General features: G+C 70.9%; 22 protein-coding genes and 1 tRNA gene. 20 read left to right on the top strand and 3 right to left on the bottom strand.

The features are described 5' to 3' along the window. Positions 1-55 precede the first annotated feature (55 nt). Both ACZ7RU_RS32830 and ACZ7RU_RS32835 read left to right on the top strand, forming a co-directional pair. A complete protein-coding gene (locus ACZ7RU_RS32830; RefSeq protein WP_470344620.1) occupies positions 56-1,195 on the top strand; it encodes an HK97 family phage prohead protease in 1,140 nt (379 codons plus the stop codon). Positions 1,196-1,229: 34 nt separating this feature from the next. Continuing rightward, a tRNA-Met gene (locus ACZ7RU_RS32835) sits at positions 1,230-1,306 on the top strand. A 57-nt stretch (positions 1,307-1,363) separates the two neighbouring features. Here the strand turns inward: ACZ7RU_RS32835 and ACZ7RU_RS32840 are convergent. Continuing rightward, entirely contained in the window at positions 1,364-2,065 is a 702-nt protein-coding gene (locus ACZ7RU_RS32840; RefSeq protein ID WP_470344621.1) for a hypothetical protein, read from the bottom strand. A 307-nt stretch (positions 2,066-2,372) separates the two neighbouring features. Between ACZ7RU_RS32840 and ACZ7RU_RS32845 the strand changes: the two genes are divergently transcribed. Both ACZ7RU_RS32845 and ACZ7RU_RS32850 read left to right on the top strand, forming a co-directional pair. Continuing rightward, positions 2,373-3,683 carry a phage major capsid protein gene (locus ACZ7RU_RS32845; protein ID WP_470344622.1) on the top strand — a complete coding sequence of 437 codons (1,311 nt, stop codon included), beginning with the start codon at positions 2,373-2,375 and terminating at the stop codon, positions 3,681-3,683. Continuing rightward, positions 3,683-4,123 carry a hypothetical protein gene (locus tag ACZ7RU_RS32850; protein WP_470344623.1) on the top strand — a complete coding sequence of 147 codons (441 nt, stop codon included), beginning with the start codon at positions 3,683-3,685 and terminating at the stop codon, positions 4,121-4,123. The genes ACZ7RU_RS32845 and ACZ7RU_RS32850 overlap by 1 nt, the downstream gene beginning before the upstream one ends. A 71-nt stretch (positions 4,124-4,194) precedes the next feature. Here the strand turns inward: ACZ7RU_RS32850 and ACZ7RU_RS32855 are convergent, their stop codons facing one another. Next, complete coding sequence (locus ACZ7RU_RS32855) at positions 4,195-4,929, bottom strand: 5-formyltetrahydrofolate cyclo-ligase (protein ID WP_470344624.1); 735 nt, start codon at positions 4,927-4,929, stop codon at positions 4,195-4,197. 11 nt (positions 4,930-4,940) lie between these two features. Next, complete coding sequence (locus tag ACZ7RU_RS32860) at positions 4,941-6,086, bottom strand: helix-turn-helix domain-containing protein (protein WP_470344625.1); 1,146 nt, start codon at positions 6,084-6,086, stop codon at positions 4,941-4,943. Positions 6,087-6,290: 204 nt separating this feature from the next. On the opposite strand from ACZ7RU_RS32860, the gene ACZ7RU_RS32865 reads away from it, so the two are divergent. The 16 genes from ACZ7RU_RS32865 (at position 6,291) to ACZ7RU_RS32940 (ending at position 23,059) form a co-directional block, all read left to right on the top strand. Then, entirely contained in the window at positions 6,291-6,728 is a 438-nt protein-coding gene (locus ACZ7RU_RS32865) for an ATP-binding protein (RefSeq protein ID WP_470344626.1), read from the top strand. Positions 6,729-7,062: 334 nt separating this feature from the next. Next, complete coding sequence (locus tag ACZ7RU_RS32870; protein ID WP_470344627.1) at positions 7,063-7,206, top strand: hypothetical protein; 144 nt, start codon at positions 7,063-7,065, stop codon at positions 7,204-7,206. Positions 7,207-7,219: 13 nt separating this feature from the next. Continuing rightward, entirely contained in the window at positions 7,220-7,720 is a 501-nt protein-coding gene (locus ACZ7RU_RS32875; protein WP_470344628.1) for a hypothetical protein, read from the top strand. Between the two features lie 465 nt (positions 7,721-8,185). Then, the gene (locus ACZ7RU_RS32880; protein WP_470344629.1) at positions 8,186-10,039 is read left to right on the top strand and encodes a glycoside hydrolase family 15 protein; all 1,854 of its coding nucleotides are present in this window, start codon (positions 8,186-8,188) and stop codon (positions 10,037-10,039) included. Positions 10,040-10,179: 140 nt separating this feature from the next. Continuing rightward, the gene (locus ACZ7RU_RS32885) at positions 10,180-11,442 is read left to right on the top strand and encodes a tetratricopeptide repeat protein (RefSeq protein ID WP_470344630.1); all 1,263 of its coding nucleotides are present in this window, start codon (positions 10,180-10,182) and stop codon (positions 11,440-11,442) included. Positions 11,443-11,635: 193 nt separating this feature from the next. After that, positions 11,636-12,220, top strand: a complete 585-nt coding sequence (locus ACZ7RU_RS32890; protein WP_470344631.1) for a hypothetical protein — start codon at positions 11,636-11,638, stop codon at positions 12,218-12,220. A gap of 125 nt (positions 12,221-12,345) precedes the next feature. Continuing rightward, positions 12,346-12,561, top strand: coding sequence for a hypothetical protein (locus ACZ7RU_RS32895; protein WP_470344632.1), 216 nt, complete (start codon positions 12,346-12,348; stop codon positions 12,559-12,561). Continuing rightward, a complete protein-coding gene (locus ACZ7RU_RS32900; RefSeq protein WP_470344633.1) occupies positions 12,561-13,031 on the top strand; it encodes a hypothetical protein in 471 nt (156 codons plus the stop codon). The genes ACZ7RU_RS32895 and ACZ7RU_RS32900 overlap by 1 nt, the downstream gene beginning before the upstream one ends. 113 nt (positions 13,032-13,144) lie before the next feature. Continuing rightward, entirely contained in the window at positions 13,145-13,396 is a 252-nt protein-coding gene (locus ACZ7RU_RS32905) for a hypothetical protein (protein WP_401106639.1), read from the top strand. Beyond that, positions 13,389-13,817: a hypothetical protein gene (locus ACZ7RU_RS32910; RefSeq protein ID WP_470344634.1), complete on the top strand. Its 429-nt coding sequence runs from the start codon at positions 13,389-13,391 to the stop codon at positions 13,815-13,817. The genes ACZ7RU_RS32905 and ACZ7RU_RS32910 overlap by 8 nt, the downstream gene beginning before the upstream one ends. Before the next feature lie 115 nt (positions 13,818-13,932). After that, positions 13,933-14,502: a phage tail tube protein gene (locus ACZ7RU_RS32915; RefSeq protein WP_470344635.1), complete on the top strand. Its 570-nt coding sequence runs from the start codon at positions 13,933-13,935 to the stop codon at positions 14,500-14,502. 394 nt (positions 14,503-14,896) lie between these two features. Continuing rightward, positions 14,897-15,490 (top strand): hypothetical protein, encoded by a 594-nt coding sequence (locus ACZ7RU_RS32920; protein WP_470344636.1) that lies wholly within the window; start codon positions 14,897-14,899, stop codon positions 15,488-15,490. Positions 15,491-15,495: 5 nt separating this feature from the next. Further along, entirely contained in the window at positions 15,496-15,759 is a 264-nt protein-coding gene (locus tag ACZ7RU_RS32925; RefSeq protein WP_470344637.1) for a hypothetical protein, read from the top strand. After that, entirely contained in the window at positions 15,752-19,390 is a 3,639-nt protein-coding gene (locus ACZ7RU_RS32930) for a hypothetical protein (protein ID WP_470344638.1), read from the top strand. The genes ACZ7RU_RS32925 and ACZ7RU_RS32930 overlap by 8 nt, the downstream gene beginning before the upstream one ends. Beyond that, entirely contained in the window at positions 19,390-20,217 is an 828-nt protein-coding gene (locus ACZ7RU_RS32935) for a hypothetical protein (protein ID WP_470344639.1), read from the top strand. Before ACZ7RU_RS32930 ends, ACZ7RU_RS32935 begins: the two co-directional genes overlap by 1 nt. A gap of 13 nt (positions 20,218-20,230) precedes the next feature. Further along, entirely contained in the window at positions 20,231-23,059 is a 2,829-nt protein-coding gene (locus tag ACZ7RU_RS32940) for a hypothetical protein (RefSeq protein ID WP_470344640.1), read from the top strand. The last annotated feature ends 2 nt before the right edge of the window (positions 23,060-23,061 follow it).

A 23,061-nucleotide genomic window follows, 5' to 3' on the forward strand; every position in this document is an offset into this window, starting at 1 on the left:
GCCCGCCGTCCGCCTACCGTTGCCGCCACCAACCCAGCGAACCGGGAGCGAGACGGTGGCACCGACCCCCAGCAGCACGCTGGACCACAAGCAGGCGATGCTCGGCGTGCTGGAGACCGACGACCAGGGCACCTTCACCACGCTCGTATCGATCACCGGGCTGCGCGACCACGACGGCGACGTGATCGAACCCGGCGCCTACGCCCGCACCCTCGCGGAGATCACGCCGAAGGGTGTCTGGTCGCACGACTGGAACGTGTGGACAGCCCGCACCGAGCACACCGAGGAGCTGCTGCCCGGCGACCCCCGGCTGCCCGCCACCCTGCCGAACGACCAGCCCTGGCCCGCCGAGGCCGGCGCGCTCCTCGTCAAGGGCCGCTGCAACCTGGCCACCCAGGCCGGGAAGGACATGTACGCCAACCTGCTGTTCTTCGGCGACCAGGTGCAGTGGTCGATCGGCTACCAGGTCCGAACGGCCAAACGTGCCAAAGGCATTCGCCGCATCACCGACCTCGACCTGTACGAGTACAGCCCGGTCCTTTTCGGCGCGAACCCCTACACCTCGACCCTTGACCTCAAGCAGCACACCCGCGGGGTCTTGGGCGACACCCAGGTGGAACTGGCACCGCTGGCCGGCACGCTGGAGGAGCGGATCGACGCCATTGCCTCCGCCGTCGGCCACCGCCTGCGTCCCAGCGAGGACGACCGCTTCGAGCACGGCATGGTGCAGGTCATCGGTACCTACCCGGACCGGGTCATCGCGACAGTCTGGAGGTACACCGAGGACGGCTTCACCTCGACCAGCTGGGAGGTCCCGTACACACTTTCCGGGGACGGCGTCCCCTCCGTCGGTCAGCCCAGCCGCGTGCGCCTGGTCCTCGATGTCGAGGGCACCAGCCCCGACGCGGCGCTGGCCGCCCTCGCACCCGACGTCGAACGGGTCGCCTCCCAGATGAAGACCTTGGCAGACCTCCAGAGCAAGGCGGGACGCGTCCTGTCCGGAGAGAACGCCGACCGCCTGGCCTCCGCCGTACAGCACCTGGTCGCCGTGCTCACCGCCGCCGGCATCGACTGGCAGTCGCCCGAGCCTCCGACTGACGAGAGAAAGACCCAGGCCACAGCGACGCTCCAGCCCGGGGAGCTCAGCAGTGCCCTCGCCCTGTTCGCCGACGCCCGGGCCGAACCGAGTTTGTGATCACCGACTGGTGCCGTACAGTCGGGACCACCGACGCGGGGTGGAGCAGCTCGGTAGCTCGCTGGGCTCATAACCCAGAGGTCGCAGGTTCAAATCCTGTCCCCGCTACCACGAACGCTGAAGGGGCGGACACAGACATGTGCCCGCCCCTTCAGCGTTCCTCGACTTCTACAGGCGCCGATTCCGGTTCGCCAGCACACCGGTTGACCTGTTGATCGTGGGATTCCATCCGGTTCCGGACGCGGCGCCGGAGATTGCCGATGGCGAGACGCCGAGCCGCTCGGCCAGGTTGGTCGGCGAGTAGTTGCCGCGCCCGAGTTCCTGGCCCCGGTAGGCGTCGCGGGTGATCGTTCCCAGATCGGCCGTGGCCCACGTCGCCAGTACCCGGTAGCCCTCCCGTACCCAGAACTGCGTCTCGATCGCCCGGATCGCCGACGGCAGGCTGGTGTCGTGCACGGCCGACCACGCGGCCGGGGTGATTAGGTGACCGGCGACGCACACCTCCGCGTCCTGCACGCCAAGGTGCGGCTGGACGGCGGGGGGCAGTGCCGTGTGCGCCAGCGCGGTCATCCAGCCCTCCGAGGCCTTGACCAGGCATCCCCAGGGCCCGCGGGTCCGGGTCAACGGCCACAGCCGCCACGCCGCGTACCGGCACAGCCACTCCTTCGTCTGCTCGAAGCTGTCCGACGGCCCGTACAGCTCGACCGAGGAGGAGGAACGGATCCGCAGGGCCCATCCGGAGGAGGTCCGAACGACGTGGAACTCCGTCCCGTCGACGGTCAGGGCCAGCTCCGCCTCGCGGTCAAGGTCGGACGGCGGGCACGAGGCGGCATCCATGAGCGGCAGTTGGGGCTTGGGGAAGGGGTACACGCATGTCTCCAACGCACTGGCCGGCGGTAGCCGGATGTCCGGCGCCCTGCCGGACACCACCACACTCACCCCCGTGGCGTAGGCATGGGAACATCCAAATCATCTGGCAGAAAGGCGACTTGAAAGAGAGCGGCCCGGTGTTCAATCCTGCCGGACACGCGCCTCGGCGCTCGACGCGACACTAACGATCAGCTCTTCCTACGGTGTGCCGATCGCCGTGCCGACCCGGTGCTGACCGGTCGCACGGCTGGACCCCATCCGTCCCGCGCTGGCGGGGTGGCCCGGCAACATTCCAAGGAGCCACACCGTGCCCACCGACAAGTCCCGGCTCAAAGAGCTCAACAACGCGCTGCGCTCCAAGGCCGCCGAACTGGACGGCATCAGCCAGTCGTTCACCATCGAGGACGGCGGAGTCACCGTCTCGGCGGAGAAGGCGGCCGCCTTCCGCAAGACCCTGGCCGAGGCGCAGGAGATCAAGCGGCTGATCACCGACCTCGAGGGCGCGTCGGCCATCGAGGCCTTCCTCAACGAGCCCACCACAGTGCCCGTCGCGCCGCACGACGCAGCTCTCGCGGCCCGGCTCGGCAACCAGGCCAAGACACTCGGCCAGCGATTCCTGGACAGCGACGAGTTCAAGGCCCTGGGCGCCGCCGGCTTCCGCGGCTCATTCGACCAGATGGTGACCATCGACGGCACCGCCCTGGACCAGTTCGGCCGCAAGGATGTGTTCAGCCGCTCCGCTGGCACCGCCCCCGTCCTCGGCTTCGGCACCGCCGAGCACCTGGACCTCGTGTCCCGCGCTGTGCGACCCGGCCGCATCCGGGACCTGTTCCCGTCCCAGACCACCACCGCGAACCTGCTCTACGGGGTGCGCGTCACCGGCTTCACCAACGCGGCGGCGATCGTGCCCGAGCGGGCGATGGAGGTGCCGCCCGGCGGCGGCGCGGCCGTCGAGGTGTACGCGCGAGCCCCGCAGTCCGAGCTGACGTTCAAGACCGTCACCTACCCGGTCGCCGAGATCGCGACCACGATCCCCGTCCACAAGAACACCTTGGCCGACGAGCCGCGGCTGCGCGACATCATCGACACCGAACTCGTCGACGGCGTCAAGATGACCGAGGACAACGAGATCCTCTACGGCGTCGGCGGCGACGAGAAGATCACCGGCATCGTCAACACTCAGGGCGTGCAGACCTACGCCCAGGCTGACACCGACAAGCAGTCCGCCGCGATCCGCCGCGCCGCGACCCGCGCCTTCCTCGCCTACTTTCCGCCGAGCGGAATCGTGCTCCACCCGTTCGACTTCGAGGACCTGGAACTGGAGACTGACGGCCAGGGGGCATACCGGGTCGCCGTCAACGTCGCCATCGGCGCGCAGAAGGTCGTCTGGCGGCTGTCCGTCGTGGACTCCATGGCGATCAACCAGGGCAAGTTCCTCATCGGCGCCTTCGGCCTCGGCGCGCGCCTGTACGACCGGGAGCAGGTCTCCGTCCAGGTCAGCACCGAGAACCGCGACAACTTCGAACGGGGCGTCGTCACCATGCGTGGCTCCGAGCGCATCGGCCTCGAGGTCCCGCGCCCCGAGTCCTTCGTCTACGGCACCTTCAAGGCGCGCTGATGGCAGCCCGCAAGCCCACCCCGAAGTCGGCTGCCGCCCCCGCGGCGGAGACCGCCGCCGACGCGGACGGCGCGGATCTGGAGACCCCGCCCGCCGAACTGTCGGCCGCCGCGCCGCTCGACCCGCCGCCCGGCCCGACGGCCCAGCCGGAGCCGCACCGGACGGAGCCGACAACGCCGGGCATCACCGCCCATCAACCCCTGGCCACCGGTCACATCGATCTGGTGGGCGAGGACGGCGCCCCGCTGCCCCACGACCTCGGGGAGCTGTTCGACCTCACCCACCCCGAGCAAACCGTCGTCGTCCCCCGGCTGCGGATCTACCAGACCCGGATCTACCCCCGCACCAACCGGGCGGTCACGCAGCTGCTCTACGTGCCGACCCAGTCGATCCCGCGCGACGAGTTCGAGCGTCTTCGGCTAGCACTCGGCTGGGAGTAGTCCCCTAGAGCCGAACGGAGCCCGTCACCTTCGGGGGACGGGCTCCCGGCGCATGACCGGCCCGGCTCCGATCACTCGGCCGTCCGGCCGTGATGAAGCCGCCGGTCCACAAGGGCAGGAATCGACGCGATCTTCGCCTCGGTGAGGTGGTCCCACAGGATGCCGGCCGGGCGAGGGCGAGGCGGGCACGTGATGACCTCGGTAGGTGTGATCACCAGGTCCACGTAGACGTCGTGCTCCGTCGTCGGGACACGGTCCACCACTTGCAGCTGGTGGACCGTTGTTGCGATGACGGTGTCCGGCCCTACCAGCCCGGCCTCCGCGAGCAGTGCGTACTCCAGGTCCGAGTAGCCGGCCCCCTTGCCGATCCGGGCTCCGGAGCGATCGGCTGCGACGCTCCCGAGAACGATCAGGTCGACGGGCCGCATCCCGTCCACGTCGATCGTTGGTGCGACGGTCGCCGCCGTGCGACGGTCCGCCGCCGCCTCGGCGGGACTGGGCAGCTCAGCCGGGTCTAGGACGAAGAACGGGTGTGAAAGGGCGAGCCGGGGGACCGCCATGTAGACCAGGCGTCCCTCCCGCAGGGCTATCGCCCGAACCGGTTCCTGCGCCGTGTCGGGCACGGCCTTGACCACCGACGCGGTTCGCCACTGTGGGAGCTGGGCGAGTAGTTCTGCGGCATCGCGGGAGCCGTGGAAGTCCGGAATGCCGCCATGAGCGGTGCCACGGGCGGCCCCTGCGGCATCCAGTGCATCCCACACGCGCTCGCGTACCGAAGTCTTCTCCGCCTCGATGTTGTTGGGCATGGGCCCTCCTTCTACGGCGCAGCCATCAAGTCGACCAACCTGTCCTGCACATCCTGCACCTGCCGGACTGTGCGCCACGGTCTGAGCTCCTTGACGGCGGTGACGACCACCCCGATTCCGCCGCCGCTCATGGTAGTTGCGAGGTCGTCGATGGCCTGGTTGATGGCGAAGACGGCTCCGTCGACTTGGCCCTGCCCGATGGCGGCCCGGGCCAGGTTGCCCAGGACGATCGGCCGGCTCTTCGGGCCGATCGAGATGGAGCGGGCTGCGGCTTCCAGGTTCCTCTGCGCGGCGCGGTGCTGCCCGAGTTCGAGGTAGCACGACCCGGCGAGTCGCTCGACCTGCTCGACGGCGCCGAGGTCGCTGGCGATGTCCGTGGCGTCCGCCGATTCGAGGGTGCTGATCGCCTCGCCGAGTGCCTGGTCGCACTCGCGCCCCTGGCGAAGCATGGCGTGGGCCTCGCCGGTGTGGAGCAGCGCGAGACCAGCCAGAGCCGGGCTGATGGGAGCCGCCGCAGCAGCGGCTTCTCGGGCGAGAGCCAGTCCCGCGGCGGCATCGCGGGTTCCGTACAGCTCGACGTAGCTCGCTCGCAGCAGGGCGTGACCCTGTACGGAGGGATCGCGCAGCTTCTCGCCGATCCGGGCGGCTTGGTCGTAGTACGTGCGGGCTGCTGCTGACGCCCGGCGCTGGCTTGCGTCCCAGACGATCTTCCCTACCAGGATGGCGGCGTCGGCCTGCAAGGCGAGCAGGTCTCGCTTGAGCCTTCCGGGCTGGGACTGCTGAGTGAGTTGCTTGAGGTGCGCGAGCTGATCGCTCCCCTCCGCGAGCAACTCGGCACCGGGAACCAGGTCGTAGCGCGCCGACAAGCCGAGATGCGCCTCCCGTAGCTCCAGGACCGTGGTGAGATCGGCGATCGCCGGTGCGCTTGGCAGCTGACTGTTGTCGCCGTCCGCGATCGGGCCGTCGAAGAGCGCACTCAAGTCGGCCACCTGGACCTTGAGCACCCTCGCGAGCGCCGGGTACCTCCACGGCCGCGGCTTGTCCTGGCCGCGCTCCCACCTGCGCACGGTGGAGAGGCTCACGTTCAAGAGTTCGGCCAGCCGCTCCTGCGTGAGGCCGGCAGCCCTGCGCCATCGGACAAGCTGTCGTCGCTCCATAAGTCCCCTGCAGATCCATGCCGAGTAACAGTGCAGGCCACGGGCCGCTTTGAACCCTAAGCGACTCATTTTCGCACCAAAACCGGCCTGGTGATCAGAAGTTGAGGGTGATTACGTAAGACGCGCGTCGGGCGTTCCGTGCCTTCTGCACGAAGGCCGTTGGCCCACGACCCGCAGCCTCTTCGCCCGGTGGGAGCGATGCACATGGTGGCCGTCGAGCAGGTGAGGTCCGTCCGCCACTGGGAGGGCGTCTTCCCGGCGGATACGGACGTGGTCCCCGTGGCGCGCCACAACGTGAGGTCGGAGCTGAGGAAGTGGGGATGGAACGTGGACGGCGGCCGAGCCGGCGATCTGCTGCTCATCTTCACGGAGTTGGTCACGAACGCCATCCGGCACGGCAGCAGCCAGGGCGATGTCGTCGTGGTGCGGCTGGACGAGCGCGGCGATGTCTGCCGGGTCGAGGTCGAGGATTCCCGGCCCGACCGGCTGCTCCCCGAGGACTTCGCCGCCTGCGGAGAAAACGGCCGCGGACTGATCCTTGTCAACGGCCTGGCGCTCGCCATGGGAGTGGCGACGGCGGCCACAACCAAGAGGGTATGGGCGAGCGTTCTCGCCGACGACGAGGCGGGAGCCACACGGTGAAACTCAGCAAACTCGCCCAGATATTCGCGCGGCGGCCCGCGACCGGTCGCCGACGGAGACCCGCACCGACGCATTCGGGCGCGGCACCGCAGCGCCGCCGAGCGGCCGGTCAGAACGTGTTCCTCCGGGACCGTCCCTGGACGGCGCCGCCGTTCTGGTGCACCGTCACCGCCTACTACCAGTACGGACAGCCGATGAAACTGTGGAGCGGAGGTGCGGACAGCCCCCGCTTGGCCGTCAGGCGATGCGCGCTCGCGTTCAAGCACTCGCTGTCGACCTCGACCTCTCCGAGGGCGAGGAGCAACGTCTCTGGCTGGACACTCCGGCTGCCGAGGTGCGGGCAACCGAAGACCTGGCTAGGGGCCGCTCCCATGCCATCGCGATCACCCACCACAAGGTCGTCTACATCATCAACGCCACCCCGTCCTCTCACGCCGAGACCGGGACTGCGACTCACGACCTGTTCTGCTCGGCCTGACGGGAACGACGACATGACCTACACGAGACTCAGCCACCCCCGACGGAGCCCGAACTTCAACAGCGGCGCGACCTGGCTCGCCTCCGCGAACCGAGAACCCGAAGCAGCCATCGAGCGATGGCGGGCGGGACAGCTCGCCGACATCGAGACCGGCCAACTCGTCAACGTCGTGCGGGTCACTGGCGTGGACCGTGGTGTGGCCGCGCTCAAGGACCTGTGGCAGGCCGACGTACCGGTCGGCCCGGTCCTGCACAACCGCGCCGACAGCTGCATCGAGTTCCTGGTCTCGACCCGGGCGAGCGCAGGGTGGGACATGCCGTACACGCATCTGATCGGCTGCTCCGCAGACGAAGCCCAGCCCCGCACGGTCCCCATGCCGGCCCCCGGCATGCAGCGGGTTTCGGGGAGGATCTGGCTCGTCCTCCCGGACGGTGAACGACGACCGACCGACCTCGAAGACCTGGCGGTGGCCTTGCGGCGCGCCGACGCCCGCCTGCGCCAGGGCACCTCCTGAACTCCCGCTCCGGCCCCGGGCTACAGCCGGAGCGGGTACCTGGTCGGCCGTGTCGTACCCCGGCGAACGGCCTGGCCAGATGGGATCGGTAACAGTCGATCCCACGCCGACCGTCCCCAGGCGCGGGCGCGCGCAAGGTGGTGCTGCTGCGCCCCCTGGGGACGGTCAGCACCAAGCCACGTCCACTTGCGACCAGTACGGCCGAGACATCTCTCAGCGCTGCAGCTGATCGTCGCCGGACCTCTACCGCCACTGGCCGGCCTGGACGCGAAACCGTTCTCGGTCTGTGACCGGACGAACACCCACTCCAGAAGGCCCGCACAACGCCTGCTGCAGACCGCCGCGGCCCGCGCCCCGGCGACGACACCGCGCTCACACACGTCGTACCGCACATACCACCCATGGCGGCCGTCCGGGTCAGGGCCGCACTCCCACCAACTCGTCATCTCACCAAGGAGGTACACCATGCCCGATCCATTGATCGAGGCCCACGCGTTCCTCAGCAACACACGGACCGCCGCACTCAGCCGATCTGACGGCACGATGACGTGGCTGTGCCTGCCGAACTTCGACTCCGGTGCAGTCTTCGCGAGCCTCCTCGACACTCCCTCGGCCGGGTTCTGGCGAGTTGGCCCGGCGACCTACACCGCCACGCCGACCGAGAGCCAGCGGCGCTACATCGGCGACACCCTCGCTGTCGAACAGGTCTGGGACACCGGCAGCGGCATGCTGGAGGTGATCGACTTCCTGCCCGGGGCGGACGCCACCGGGTACGCGCCGCCGATGCTCATGCGCATCGCCACCTGCCGCAACGGCACGGTGCGCCTGGCGTCCGAGTTCCGGCCCCGCCCCGGCTACAGCTCCCTCACCCCCGACCTGCGGTACGTCGGCCCCGGCACCCCCCGGCTGCGCGTGACCGCCGGCAGCGACACGTACTGGCTGGACGGCCCCCGCCACAGCGTCAACCTTGGCGGAACCGCCACTTGCGACATCCCGCTGAAGGCCGGGCAGAGCATCGTGATGGCCCTGACATGGACCCGCACCGGCAGTCCGGCACCCGATCCGATGACGGACACTACGGCGCTGGAGACGACGATCAGGTGGTGGACACAGTGGGCGTCCGCATGCGCCTACGAAGGTCCGTACCGGGAGGCCGTCCTCCGGTCGGCGCTCACTCTCCGGGGCCTGTGCGATGTCGGCGGAGCCGCAGTCGCGGCCCCGACAACATCGCTTCCCGCCCCCATCGGAGGTGTGCGTAACTGGGACTACCGCTACACCTGGCCGCGCGACACCGCGTGGATGATGCAGTCCCTCCTGTCACTGGGCTACACCGAAGAGGCCACCACCTACCGGGACTGGCTGACGACCCACATCGACCCGGCCGCTCTGCAGCCCCTGTACAGCCTGGTCGGCGGTGCGGTGCCGGCCGAGGAGCCCCAGCTCCACCTGCGGGGCTACCGCAGCTCCAATCCGGTCCGGGTCGGCAACGCCGCCGCGGAACAGCACCAGCTGGACGTCTACGGCGAACTCGCGGACCTGCTCGCGCAGATGGACGACGCCGGTATCCCGCCCTGCCCCGACGCCGACCGGCTGCTCCTCGGCCTCGCGCTCAAGGCCGAGGAACTGTGGGAGCAGCCCGACGACGGGATGTGGGAGAGCAGGGGCACGCCGCGCCGCTACGTCTCCTCACTGGTGTGGGCATGGGTGGCCCTGGACCGGGCGGTGCGCGTGCTCGGACGCCGTGACACGGCCGACCGGGAGACCCTGAGGCGGCTGGCGGCGACCGCCGAGACCATGCATGCCGAGGTGTGCGCCCGGGGATTCGATGCGGACCGCAACACCTTCACCCAGTACCTCGACGGCCGGGACCTGGACGCCTCACTGCTGCACATCTCCCGCCTCGGCTTCCTGCCGCCGGACGACAAGCGGGTGATCGGCACCGTCGAAGCGGTCGAGCGGGAACTCGGCGTGGGGGGCGGCATGCTGCTGCGCTACCCGACCCACTCCGACGCGGCCGACAACGTCGACGGGCTGTCCGGCCACGAGGGAGCGTTCCTCGCCACCGCGTTCTGGATGGTCGAAGCCCTCGCGCTGATCGGCAGGAGCACCGACGCCAGGAAATTGTTCGACCGCCTCCTAGAGGCACGCAGCGACCTCGGCCTCCTCGCCGAGCAGTACGACCCCGGCGAGGGCATCCAACTCGGCAACTACCCGCAGGGGCTCTCGCACGACGGCCTGATCCGGGCCGCCCTGGCCATCGCCGCCACGGACACCGTCCCCGCGGTCGGGGGCGAGCTGGTGCTGATAGCGGAGGAATAGCGGCGCAGCGCCGCCCACCGCCACCACCCGCGCGGTGCGGGCCCCCGGGCCCGCCGCCCCGCAGCAGCCGCACACCGCCGTCCGCGACCAATCCCGGCCGCAGCACCAACCCGATCCCACCCGTACGAGGAACGCCGCTCATGACGATCACCGACACCATCGACCGCCTGCCCCCGGACGAGCGGCGACTACTCGCCCAGATCGCCGACCTTCCGGCACCGGACCTGGACGTCTATGCCGTTGCCGCCTCCACTGACACACCCACCAGCCAGATCCGGAAGCGGCTCGGAGAACTCACGGCCAAGAACCTGCTGGAGCACGCTGGCGACGTCGCCACCCGCGGCCCGGTGTACACGATCCGGCCGGAGGTGGCCGACCGGGCCCTGACGCTCGCCGACGGGCCGGGCGCCCGTACGGGTGTACTCCAGCGGTACCTGACCTACCTGACCACTACCGCCTACGACGCCGCCCGGGTCCTCACCCCCCACCACCGGGTGCTGGGACAAGCCAGCCGGCCCGAGCCCGCTGAGCCCGTCCGGTTCTCCATCAACCACGTGGCGCTCTCCTGGCTGGAATCGATGGCTGACGCGCTGCTCCCGGCGATCACCGCCGCCACCAAGCACGGCGACTACCAGGCCGCGACCTGCGTACCCCACGCGGCCTGGCCGCTGTTCCTCTACACCCGCCGCTACCAGCTGTGGATTCCCGTCCACCGTCAGGGCCTGGCCGCCGCTGAGCGCTGGGGCGACACCGTGGCCATCCGCGAGATGCTGGCTGCGCTCGCCGCCGGCCTGCGCGGCACCCGCGACTTCGACGAGGCGATCTCCTGCCTCCAACGCATGCGAATCCTCGCGGAGGGAGACCTCGGGGCAACCGCGCAGGCCAACCTCGGCATCGGAGCGTGCCTGCACGCCGACGCCCGCTACGTGGAGGCCATGCCCCAGCTGATCGCTGCCGCTACCCGCTACGCGCGGCTCGGCCACGCGCGCAGCCAGGCTCTCGCCTTGATCCTCATCGGATCGGCGCACGCCCGGCAGGGCAACCCCGCCGCTGGCGTGCCGGCACTCCAAGAGGCCTGCACACTGCTCTCCGGCCTGACCGACCCGGACCCGCTCAACCTCTCACGAGCGCTCGCCTACCTCGGGGAAGCCCACTCGCTCGCGGGCACCCACGACCTGGCGGCCAGCGCGCTCGTAAAGGCCCTGGAGCAGTTCCGCTTCCTCTCCGCTCCCCACTGGACCGCGCACACCATGGAGTTCCTGGGCCAGGCCGCCCTGCGCGCAGACCAACGCCACGCAGCCATGGACTGGTACTCCACCAGCCTCGCCCAGTACACCGAACTCGGCAGCAGCCACGACACCGATCGCCTCCAGCGTCGCATCAGGTCGGTGACCCGCCGGTGAGCAGCCGACGGTAACGGCCGTGGCGCTCCTCAGGCCCTGAGCCTCACCGATGAAGCGTGAAGTTCCACCCTGCGCTTGCGCCCGGGCCTCCTGCGCGGCCCGCAGCTGGCCCGGGACGACACAAGAAAGGGCGCCCATCTACCGTCCCTCCTCGCCACCCAGCAGCGCGAGGAGGACGACGGTGGAGTTCATCGTGACAGCCGAGGATGTCGCCCGCCGTCTCGGCTACCCCACGCCGCTCGGCGACTTGGTGCGGCAGCGCATCGAGGTCGCCATCGAGGACGCCCAGGAGACCCTGACCGCGCACCTAGGCCGGCTGCTGCTGCCCGCTCAGTACACAGAGAGCGGTGTCCACGCAGGGGCAGACGGCTGGGTGCTCAGCCACGGCCCCCTCATCGCGGTGATCTCCGCCGTCCTGGACACGGGCACCACGTCGGGCCCCCTCGGTCTTCCGACATACACCGTCACCTACACCGCCGGCATCGACGCCCGCACTGACCCGCAGACTGCCCCGCTGCGCCTGTGGGTCCGCGCGACTGCCTGCCACCACCCGCTGCTGGCCGACGCACCCGCGCGCCAGCGCCGGGTCGCCTCCGCCTCCGTGGAGGGCCAGTCGGTCACCTACGACACCGCGGCTGAGCCGCCGGTGGTGCTGGCACCGCCGGACCTTGCCACGACCGACCGGTGGCGGCTTCGCGGCCGCAGGATTTACCAGGCCCCGACCCGACCGAATCCGCCCGGCCTCACCGTCGGGTCCTACGGTTCGGGTGGGCTGTGATGGCCGTCCTGCTTGCCGACAGACAGCTCGGCGTCCGTACCCGGGGCACGCCCCTCTTGGATGCGCACGGCGCGGAGGTGACCGGGCCGCTCGGCCCGCTGCGGGGACCGTGGCCAGGCCGCGCCGTGCCGCAGACCGACGGCACGTGGCACCTGGCTCTGGACGGGAAGGCCGGCCTCCTGCTGGTCGGCGACGTCGTGGTGGAGCCGTCCACCGGCACCGAGTGGACCGTCCTCGCTGCCGACTGGTTGGCGAACACCGACGACCCGTCACTGACCTACGTGCGGATCCAGGCGCGCGCCCGTATCTCGGACGGCACCCGACCGGAAGGACACCCGTGATGGCACACCTCGAGCTGCCCTCGGACATTGCCCGCCGCCTGGCGCCCCTCATGCTGCACCGCACCCAGCGTCTGGCCGAGGAAGTCGAGGAGGAAGCCCGGCGGCGAGCCCCGGCGGCCAAGACCTGGCACACCCAGGAAGACGGCCAAGCACGGCCCAGCCACCAGGCCGCTGACGGCCAGACCGTACCGGCGCCGATTCCCTTCTCTGTTGGGAATACCACGCTCGCCGGGCCTCGGGACGCTGATGGCCCGACCGAGGAGACGACGGGATGCCGGTGCACGGTCACCGAGGATCCGGAAGCTGTCGCTGCGACGATCTTGGCGGGCAAGGCCGCCATCAACGGCGAGCGTGTCCGTGCCACGGTCACCTGCGACTTCCCGCGAGCCGCCGAAGCCGAGTTCGCGCATGGCGACGGCACGCACTTCATGAGCGGCGCCGCCTCCCAGGTCGCCGCCCGGCACCGCTGACCGGCACTGCGGGCCACCGCGACTGCCTCTGGAGGGTCCGGCGGGGCGGACGGTACAGGCCAGGCCCTGCTTTCCTTCGCCCGGTCACCCCGCCACCGTCCGAAGGAGCCGACATGGCCCAGCCTGACCGCGTCCGGATCGTCCTCGCCCACCACCTCACGCGCGAGGACAAGGACCTGCTGCCCGGCGACGAGATCGAAGTGCCGTACCACGAGGCCCGGCAGCTGATCAGCGCCGGATACGTCGCCAACGTGGACCCGGCCGATACGGACGCGGTGGCCAACGCCCTCGCGCCCGTGGTCGAGCCCAAGCCGGCCGTCGCCCGGCCGCCGGCGAACAAGGCAGCAGGGCAGGCAAGTGAGTGACCTGGCCTCCCTCGACGCCGAGGAGCTGGCCGTCGCCTGGCTGTCGGGGCACGCCGAGCTGACGAAGGTGCTCGGCGGCCCAGGCCGGGCCGGGGCCCGCAACGCCCCGCCCTACCCCCGGATCCGCATCACCCAGGTTCCCGGCGGCTCCGCGCCGGGCTGGCGTTGGATCGCCACCGTCCACCTCCAGGTCGAAGCGCTCGGCGACCTGGACCGGTCGACTCCCCGGCCCGTACTGCGTCGGGCGTTCGCCACCGCGGTCAAGGCTCTGCACGAGCTGGCCGAGCAGGGCGCCGCTCCGGGCCGGCCGGTGGTGACCGCGGTACGGGCGCTGTCGGCGGGCGGGTGGCTGCCGGAACCGACCGGCCAGGCCCGCTACGTCGGCGTGGTCGCCCTGACCGCACACCCGCTGGCCGCCTGAAGCGCATTGCGCGAGTTGTGCGACACCCTCACGCGCGGCGACGGCGCGACGCTACTGCTCGCAGCGGCCTACGGTCCGGCACGTCCCTGGCTGTCCGTGTTGAGGAGGATCGGCTGTGCCTGCGGAGAGCATGTTCGTTGCCCAGATGGCCCGCCTGTACCTGGCCGCGCCGGGTACGGCCGCGCCCACGGACCCGGTGACGGCGATGCCGTCCGGGTGGAAGGAGGCCGGGCTGTTCAAACCGGGCAGCCTGGAGTGGAACACCGATCCGAAGTTCGAAGATCTCAAATCCCATCAGCTGCGGTACGCGGCCCGCACCATTCAGACCGAGGACGCCGCGACCATCAAGGTCGAGCTTCAGGAGTGGAACGCGGGCAACATCATCGCGGTGTACGGCGGTGGCGAGGTCACGAGCGTCACCCAGAACGGCAAGACCTTCTACCGGTTCAACCCGCCGAAGGTGGGCGGGCGCAAGCAGTTCGCGGCGGTGGTCGAGCTGGTCGATGGCGTGAAGCACTACCGGCGGATCGTGCCGCTGTGCGAGCAGGTCGCGTCGGTGGCCCAGAAGTACCCCAACGACGCAGAAAGCACACTGCCGCTGGAGCTGAAGGTGATCGGAGGCGAGGCCGGCGACCCGTGGTACGACCTGACCGACGACCCCGGCTTCGCCCCGGCAGCAGCCTGAACTACCCGTGGTGGTAGCGGTGTTTGGGCTGTGCCCATTCGCTGCCCCTGCGCCTACTGTGGATCACGTCGGGCAGCCCACCCCCCTGGGGCCAGCCCGGCCCCGCGATGCCCCGGCCACCCCCGGCCGGGGCATCGTCATGCTCACATTGGGGGCGGTGGAGCCGCACGCAGGCGAATCGGTGGGCCCTGGACGACAGGTGTCGGTGGGCCCTCGAAGCCAGGCAGCGGGAGGTCATCGAAGACGGAGGTGGACTCGTCACCTGGCCGATTCACCGCCAGTGTTGGCCAGGTGGACTTGGTGTTGGCGGCTGCGTGGCGGCCCGGCGCGACGCTAGCTGTCTTCGGCTCCTACGGTCTGCGGCGTTCCGTTGCCGACAGACCGAGGAGCCGACGTGGTCGGTATTGACCTAGACGCCGCTCGTGACCGCCGTCTGGCCGCCGCTGCCGAGAAGGCGGTTCTCACCAAGGCCGAATACACCGTCGGGGAGGAGCCGGTCATCCTGGGCGGGACCACGGTGGCCACCCTCCCGGCCGAGCTGCCGTTGGAGGTGTGGCAGCCCCTGGTCGGCATTCCGTACCTGCCGCTGCTGCTTCGCTCGCTGGTGGAGGCCGCCCAGGCCCAGGGCGAGAAGCAGACGCAGGCCGCCGGCCTGATCGTGGACGTACTCGGTTCGGAGCCGAGCCTGCCGTCCGATCTGCTGGCCGCTGCCGCCGAGATGGGCCGACGCCTGCTGGGCGGTGACGGCTACGAGCAGCTGATGGCTCAGCAGCCCAGCCACTCCGACATCTTGGAGTTGGTCCGCTACGCCTGGACCAAGTACTTCTCGGGAGGTGGGGGCCTGGGGGAACTCATCGGGCCGTCTGCGTCGCCTTCGAGCGCTGGGACGACCTCGAAGCCGACTTCCAGCGGTACTACCATCTCGACGCCCGCGGTGTCTGGCGACGGCCCGGTGACCCTGGATTCCTCGGCACCCGGCGCCTCCTGACCTTGATGCGCGGGCTGCCTGCCGAGGCCCTGCTGCGGCGAGATGGGGCGGAGATCGGCGCTGACCGCTGGGGTCTGACGCAGGAACTGCTGGCGCAGCTGGTCGAGCTGGTATCGGTGGTGGCGGCGGAGCATCGCCTGCGGCGGCCGGTCGAGCTGCCGCGTCCGGCCCACCTGAGCGCTGGCCGCGAGTACGACCGGGACGTGCAGGGCATGGCCCGCGCGGTCGCCGTGCTGCGCCGCAGCGGGAAGGCGGCCGGCCGTGGCTGAGGAGATCGACTCCGGCCGTCTCGTTGTTGAGGTCGTCGCCGACTCGTCGGGGTTCGCGGCGAATGCCCGAGCGCGCGTCGATGCGGCAGTGCGCAACCTGCGGGCCAAGGTCCGGTTGGACCCGGACGCCTCCGGGCTGCGCGAGCGCGTCGAAGCTGCTGCGCAGGCCGCCCGCGCCCGGGTCAAGGTCGCGGTCGACTTCGACGCTTCTGGTCTGCGTCAGCGCGTCCGGGCTGCTGTCGAAGCGGCCGCGGCCAGCGTGAAGGTCGACCTCGACGTCGAGACGGCCGGGCTGCGCTCCCGCGTCGAGGAAGCGCTGGCCGGCCTGTCGGTGCGCGTGAGGGTCGACGTCGACACCGCCGCCGCGACCAGCCGCCTCGTGGCCTTCCGCACCCTCGCATCCCGGCCGGTCGACGTCCCGATTAACGCTCGCGGCTCCGCTGGCGGTGGCAGCGGGGGGCTGGCCCAAGCGGCACAGGGCCTCGGCTCCACCGTCGCCGGGCTGGTCCGCTTGCCTGCGATGGCCTCCGGGGCGCTCGCCCTCGGCCAGGCCCTCACCCAGGTCGCCGCCGGGCTGTTCGCGATGGGTGCGGCCGCCGCGCCCGCGGTCGGTCTGCTCGGTGCCCTTCCTGGCGCGGCGACCGCCGCGGTGCAGGGCGCTGGCACCCTGCTGGCCGCGTTCAGCGGCATTGGTGCCGCGGTCAAGGCACTCGGCCAGGCGGACAAGCAGTCTGCCGGGGCCTCGTCCGCTTCCGCGCAGGCCCGGCAAGCCGCCGCCGATCGGGTGGCGGACGCGCAGCGCCGTCTCGGCGCCGCCCAGCGCGACAGCGACGAGCAGGCGCTTCGCGGCGCCGAACAGGTCGCGCAGTCCCGGCGCCGTCTGGCCGATGTCCAAGAGCAGGCGGCGGCATCGGTTGCCGCCGCCGACCGACAGCTGGCGGCGGCGGAACTCACGGTCACTCGCGCCCACCAGGCCGCCGCGCAGGCGCAGCAGGCACTGAACGACGCCCGGCAGGCCGCGCAGCGCACCCTGGAGGACCTGAACCGCGACGCAGCCCGCGGGCCCCTGGAGGAGCAGAAGGCGCTGCTCTCCCTAGAGCAGGCCCGCGCCCGGCTCAACCAGGTCAACGTCTCTCCGTTCTCGTCGGAGACGGACCGGCGTGAAGCCCAGATCTCCTACCAGGAGGCGGTCAACCAGCTCGAGGACGTTCGTACCCGCAACCGGCGGCTCGCCGAGGATGTCAAGAAGGTCAACCAGCAGGGTGTCGAGGGCAGTGACCAGGTCACCTCCGCGAAGGAACAGCTCGCCCGCGCCCAGGAGGCCGAGCAGGATGCGGTCCGAGGCGTCCAGGACGCCGAGCAGCAGTCCGCCCGCGCCCGCGTTCAGGCGGTGCGCGAGGTCCAGGATGCGCACGCCGACCTCGACAAGTCCGTCCGCGAAGCGCAGGGCCAGCAGCTGCGTTCCGCCGAGCAGGTAGCGGACGCCCAGCGGGATGTCGCCCGCGCGGTGCGGGACCAGTCCCAGGCGCTGAACACTGCTGCCGGGGCCGCCAGCGCCGCCGAGCAGGCACTCGCCGCACTCTCCCCGGCGGGACGGCGCTTCGCCCAGTTCATCTCCGGCACGGTGCAGCCGGCTCTCCGCGGGCTGCGGGACACCGCGCAGGCATCCCTGCTGCCTCCGCTGGAGACTGCGATCAGCCGCGGCCTCGCCCTGCTACCGATCTTCAACCGGGCGATCGGTGACACCGGTCAGGTACTCGGGCAGGCCGCCCTGCGAGGCGCGGAGATGGCCACCTCCGGACCGTGGCGGGCGGACCTGGCGCAGGTCGCCTCGACCAACACGCGGGTCATCGGCTCGCTGGCGAACGCCGGGCTGAGCGCGGCCGACGGGCTGCGCAACATCACGGTTGCCGCCGCACCGTTGCTGGAACGCCTCGCCCGTGCCGTTGAACGCGGTCTCGCGCTGGCCGCCGCGTTCATCCAGGCCCGCCGCGACGGCGGTCAGCTCAGCGCGTTCTTCCAACGTGCCGGGGACACCGGCGCGCAGCTGTGGGGAATCCTGCGGGACATCGCCCTTGGCGTCTTCAACATCGGGCGCGCCGCCGCCCCCGCCGGACAGCAGCTCCTCACCTCGCTGTCTGCCGCAGCAAAGTCGTTCCGCACGCTCACCGGAGAGGGTGAAACCCAGGCCAAGCTCGCCGGGTACTTCGCCAACACCGTCCCCGTGCTGCAGGAAGTCGGACGGCTGGTGGCGGCCCTCGGCATCGCCTGGTTCAACTTCACCAACAACCCGGCATTGGCGCCGCTGATCGCCCGGCTGCGCACCGAGGTGCTGCCTGCCGTCATGCAGCTGGCCGGATCGCTCGGCAACGGCCAGCTGTGGGAGCAGCTCCTCGGGCTGCTCTCCTCCATCGTGGGCATCGCCGCCCAGCTCGGCGGCCTCGGCAACACCCTGTCCGGGTTCCTGTTCGTCATCCAGGCCGTCGCCTCTGCCGTGCAGCTGCTGCTGTCGATCCCCGGCATGGGCGCCTTCGTGTCGGCGCTGCTGACGATCGCCGGCGTCGCGGGCGGGGTCATGGCCGTGGGCAACGCGATCGGCGCTGTTCGCGGCGCGCTGACCCTGCTGTCCGCCAACCCGATCATGCTGATCGTTGCTGCGGCCGCCGCCCTGGTGCTGGCGTTCACCACCGCCTACCAGAAGTCCGAGTGGTTCCGCAGTGCCGTCAACGGAGCGATCAGCGGCCTCGCCGACGGCGTGCGCTTCGCGCTCGACAGCATGGTGTCCTTCGCGGCCTGGTCGTGGGGCAAGCTCACCGGGATCTTCGCCCCACCGATCCGCTTCCTGGTCAACACCGTCTACGACGGCGGGATCAGGCGGGCCTGGAACTGGATCGCCGACAGCTTCGGGCTCGGCAAGCTGCCGTCGTTCACCGTCGGGTTCGCCCGAGGCGGTGTCGTGCCCGGCTACGCGCCCGGCCGTGACACAGTGCCCGCCATGCTCTCTCCCGGGGAGGGCGTACTGGTGCCGCAGGCCGTACGCCAGCTCGGCGGAGAAGGGGGCATCACCGCCCTCAACGACGCCGCCCGCGCCGGGCGCCTCGCAGACGCCGGCGCGCCCGTGCAGGGCTTCTTCCTCGGCGGCCTCGTAGACGGCGCTTTCGACAAGCTGCGCGGCTGGGCCGCCGGAGCCCTGGGCAAGGCTCTCAATCCCGTGCGGTCCTGGTTCAACTGGATGCCTGATAACGCGTGGGGCGGCATGCTGCGCGGCATGGTCAACCGGGCCGTCGACGGTGTGCTGGCCTTCGTGCGCGGCTACGCCACCGGGGGAGTGGTGCCCGGCTACGCGCCCGGCCAGGACAGCGCCCTGGCCCGGCTCAGCCCCGGCGAAGGTGTCCTGACGCCGCAGGCCGTGAGAGGACTCGGCGGCGGCGCGGCCGTCAGCGCGATCAACGCCGCCCGCGGCCAGCTCGCCACCGACGGCGGCCAGGGCCAGCGCATTGGCACCGTCATCTCACCCGGAGCGATCGTGCAGTACATCACCAACCCGCAGCCCGAGACGCCGGGGGAGACCGTCAACAACCGGCTGCGCGCGCTCGCGAGCTTCGGCCTGTTCGACAAGGAGAGCGCCTGATGGCCCGCGAGCGCTGGCTGGTGGACGGCTACGACCTCACCGACGGCCTGGTGCGCGACATCGAGTACCGGGCCGGGCTGATCGGCACCCCCGCGGTCGTCGGAGCGAACGCCACCGTCCCGAACCGCATCGGGGAGCTGTGGCGGCCCAAGCACCACGGCCCCGGCAAGTTCACTCTCACCGTGTGGCTGGCGCCCACCAAGGGCGGGTGGCAGGACGTCGAAGCGGCGTGGGAAGACTTGCTGCGCGCCGTCGCCCGCCCGCACCGGCTGCTCACCTTCGAACGGCACACTGCCGCCGGCCAGGTGCGTCGCTGCGAAGGCGAAGTGCTGTCCGCGCTCACCCCGACGCCGCTGGGCCAGAGCGGCATGCGCATCAGCCTGGAGGTCAACGTGCCCGCCGGATACTGGGTGTCCGCCGACACCAGCACCCAGGCGACCGCCCCCGGCACGCCCGTGCCCCAAGACCTCCCACTGACCGCGTTCTCCGACGCCACCGCGCCGATGGAGCAGCTCGCCTACCTGCTCACCGGCCCGATCACCGCCCCGACCGTCACCGACACCACCGACGGGACTGGTGGCGACGCCTTCACCTACGCCGGGCAGATCGGCGCCGGGCAGAGCCTCACCGTGGACGCCGCCACCTGGCAGCTGACCGGCAGTGGAGGCTTCGTCCCCGACCCGGGGCGCCTGACCAACACCGGGGCGGCCTTCCTGCGCCTGGCCGCCGGCCGCCCCGGCAAGCCGCCAAGCGTGCGCCTGACCGGAACCAACACCGGGCCCACCACCCAGCTCGCCGTCACCGGCCGCCGCGCCTACCTGACCTGACCGGAGAACCACCGTGGCCGTCCACCTGCGCGTCTCCAGCCCGAGCGGCAGCCTGCTCGGGCTGCTGCCCTACCCCGCCGACCTCAAGACGCAGGCCGAGCACAACGGCCCCGGCGCGCTGACCTTCACCTACCCGCGCAACGCCCCGGGCGCCGGCCTGCTGTCCGGGGACGACCCGCGGATCTCCCTCGTCATCGACGGCGTCGAGCAGCCCGAGCGGTACCTGCTGGAGGACGACGGCGACGACCCGGCCGACGACGTGGGTGCGGCTCGGCCGGTCCAGGTCGGCTGCCGGGGCGCCCTTGCCCTGCTGGAGCGCGCCGTGATCTACCCGGTCGGCCACACGCCGGGCCAGGCCGTGCAGGGGCTGGACGCGCACTTCCCGTTCGTCAACGCCACCCCCGGGGCCGTCCTCGCCACCCTGCTCCAGCGCGCCCAGGCCCGCGGCGCCCTGCCCGAGATCAGCTGGGACTTCACCTCCGCCGCCGACAGCGCCGGCCGCTCCTGGCCCACGACGTACACCGTCCAGTACGACGCCGGCGGTGACCTGCTTAAGACCGTTGCCTCGATCACCGGCGCGGGGTGGGCCGACGTGCGGATGGAGGGCTACCGCCTGCGCGCCTACGTGCCCGAAACCGTGTGTGCCACCGACCACCCCGGCATCGTCCTGTACCTGGGCCGGGACGTGCTGAAGGGCCCCCGGCAGCGCTCCCGCCGCTTGGTGCGCTCCCACCTGCTCGCTGCCGGCGACGCCGGCAACCTGGCCGAGGTCGTGGACTCCACCGCCGCGGCCCGCTACGGCCGCCGTGAGGCCTTCGACGGCCGCGGGGGCATCACCGATGCCGCCACCCTGGCCGAACTCGCCCGTGTCACCCTCGGCGGCATGGTGGCCGCTGCCGAGGGCTTCACCATCGAACTCGACCCGACCGCCACCCAGCACCGACCCGGCATCGACTACCGGCCCGGGGACTACATCCGCTACGACCAGCGGCGCACCAGCCCGACAGAGCTGGAGCCCCTGCGGGTGCGCACCATCGCCACCACGTACGACGACTCCGGCCAGCCCAGTAGCAGCCTCGAGCTCAACGACGTCTTCGTGGAGCAGCGCATCCAGGTGCAGCGGCAGCTGGACGCCCTCACCAACGGCTCCGCGACCGCGTCCCGCACGCCGCTGCCGCCGCTTGGCGACCGCAACGACACCATCGCCCCGAAACAGCCGGACGCGGTGCTGCTCGGCTCCTGGGCCTACCTGGACCGGGACGGGCAGCAGCACGCCGCGCTGGCCGTCTCCTGGCCCGCAGTGACACAGAACGCCGACGGCACCGCGTACGACGACGCCGGAGCGTACCTCGTCTCCTACCTGCTGCCCGGCCTACGCACCGCGGAACAGGACCCCCAGTGGTCTCCGGAGCAGACCGTCCACGGCACCATCGCCCACTACGACCAGCTCCCGGCCGGGCAGCGCGTTCAGGCCCGAGTGCGCACCGTGGATGCCTCCGGGAACTCCTCTGCCTGGCAGCTGTCCGAGGAGACGCTCCTCGCGAGCGACACGACGCCGCCACCCGTGCCGTCGAAGCCGGTAGTCACCTCGCTGATCGGCGCACTCCGGGCGGTGTGGGATGGGCGCGGGGCACAGGGGGAGGAAATGCCCGCCGACTTCGCCGAGTTGGAGGTGCACGCGTCCACAGCAGCCGGATTTACTCCCAGCGCGGCGACGATCGTCGATCGGCTCGCAGGAGCGGCGGCCTCCCCGATCACCGGCCTGTCCTACGGCACCACCTACTACGTCAAGTTCGTGGCCCGCGACCGGGCGGGCAACGCCTCCCAACCGTCCGGTGAGACCTCCGCTGCCCCAACCCTCGTCATCCGCTCCGACCTCGCTGACAAGATCGTCGGCACAGCCCAGCTCGCCGACGCGACGATCATCGGCGCGAAGATCGCCCTCGCCACCATCGAGGACGCGAACATCGGCACGGTGTCCGCCAGCAAGCTGACCGTCGGCAAGCTCACCGCCGACATCACGGTCTCCGCACGCATCAAGACCTCCGACACCGGCGCGCGAGTCGAGATCAACTCCGGCGGCATCGAGGCGTGGAACGCCAACGGCGTGAAGACCGTCGCCGTCTCGGCCTCCACAGGCGACGTGCAGATCATCGGCGGCCTCTCCAGCGGAACCACCGGGCAGCGCATCGAGATCAATCCGACCGCCGGCTTGCCGGAGATCCGCTTCTTCCCCACGAGCGGCAACAACTATGCCTTCATCAACGCGGTCGGCGGGAACAACGGCGCGGCATACATCGGGCTGAACAGCGGCAGCTTCCAGCACAACGGGCAGAGCACGGCCTACCGGCTCTACCTGACCGAGTACAGCTCCGCGCTGGAGACCATCCGCACCGACACCCAGAAGCCGTGGGGCGGCACCGTCCGCATGAACGCGGGCGAGGGCGCCGCACTCGCTTACACCGTCGAGGACACGCTCCACGGCTACGTCATCGCCTCGCAGACAGGCGCCCAGTTCGGCCGACGCAACGAGGACGGCAGCGACAGCGAACTGTGGCTCGCAAGCTCAGCACTGCAGTACAACGGCACCTTCCCAAACTACTGGTACAGCGATCCGGGAGGCGGCCTGTTCACCGGCACGGTGGGGATGACCAACTGGACGGCCATGTCGCTCGTTTACGGACCGACGATGAAGTCGCCGATGGTGCCGATCGTCACCCTGCGGGACTGGCAGGCGATCCGAGCGTGGCAGGTCACCGCATCCAGCCTCACCGGCTTCACCACCACCCTCGCCGCCGCCAGTACCGACGGCTCCGTCGGCTTCTGGTGCTACCGCATCTGACA

Source organism: Kitasatospora sp. NPDC114501 (assembly GCF_055633695.1).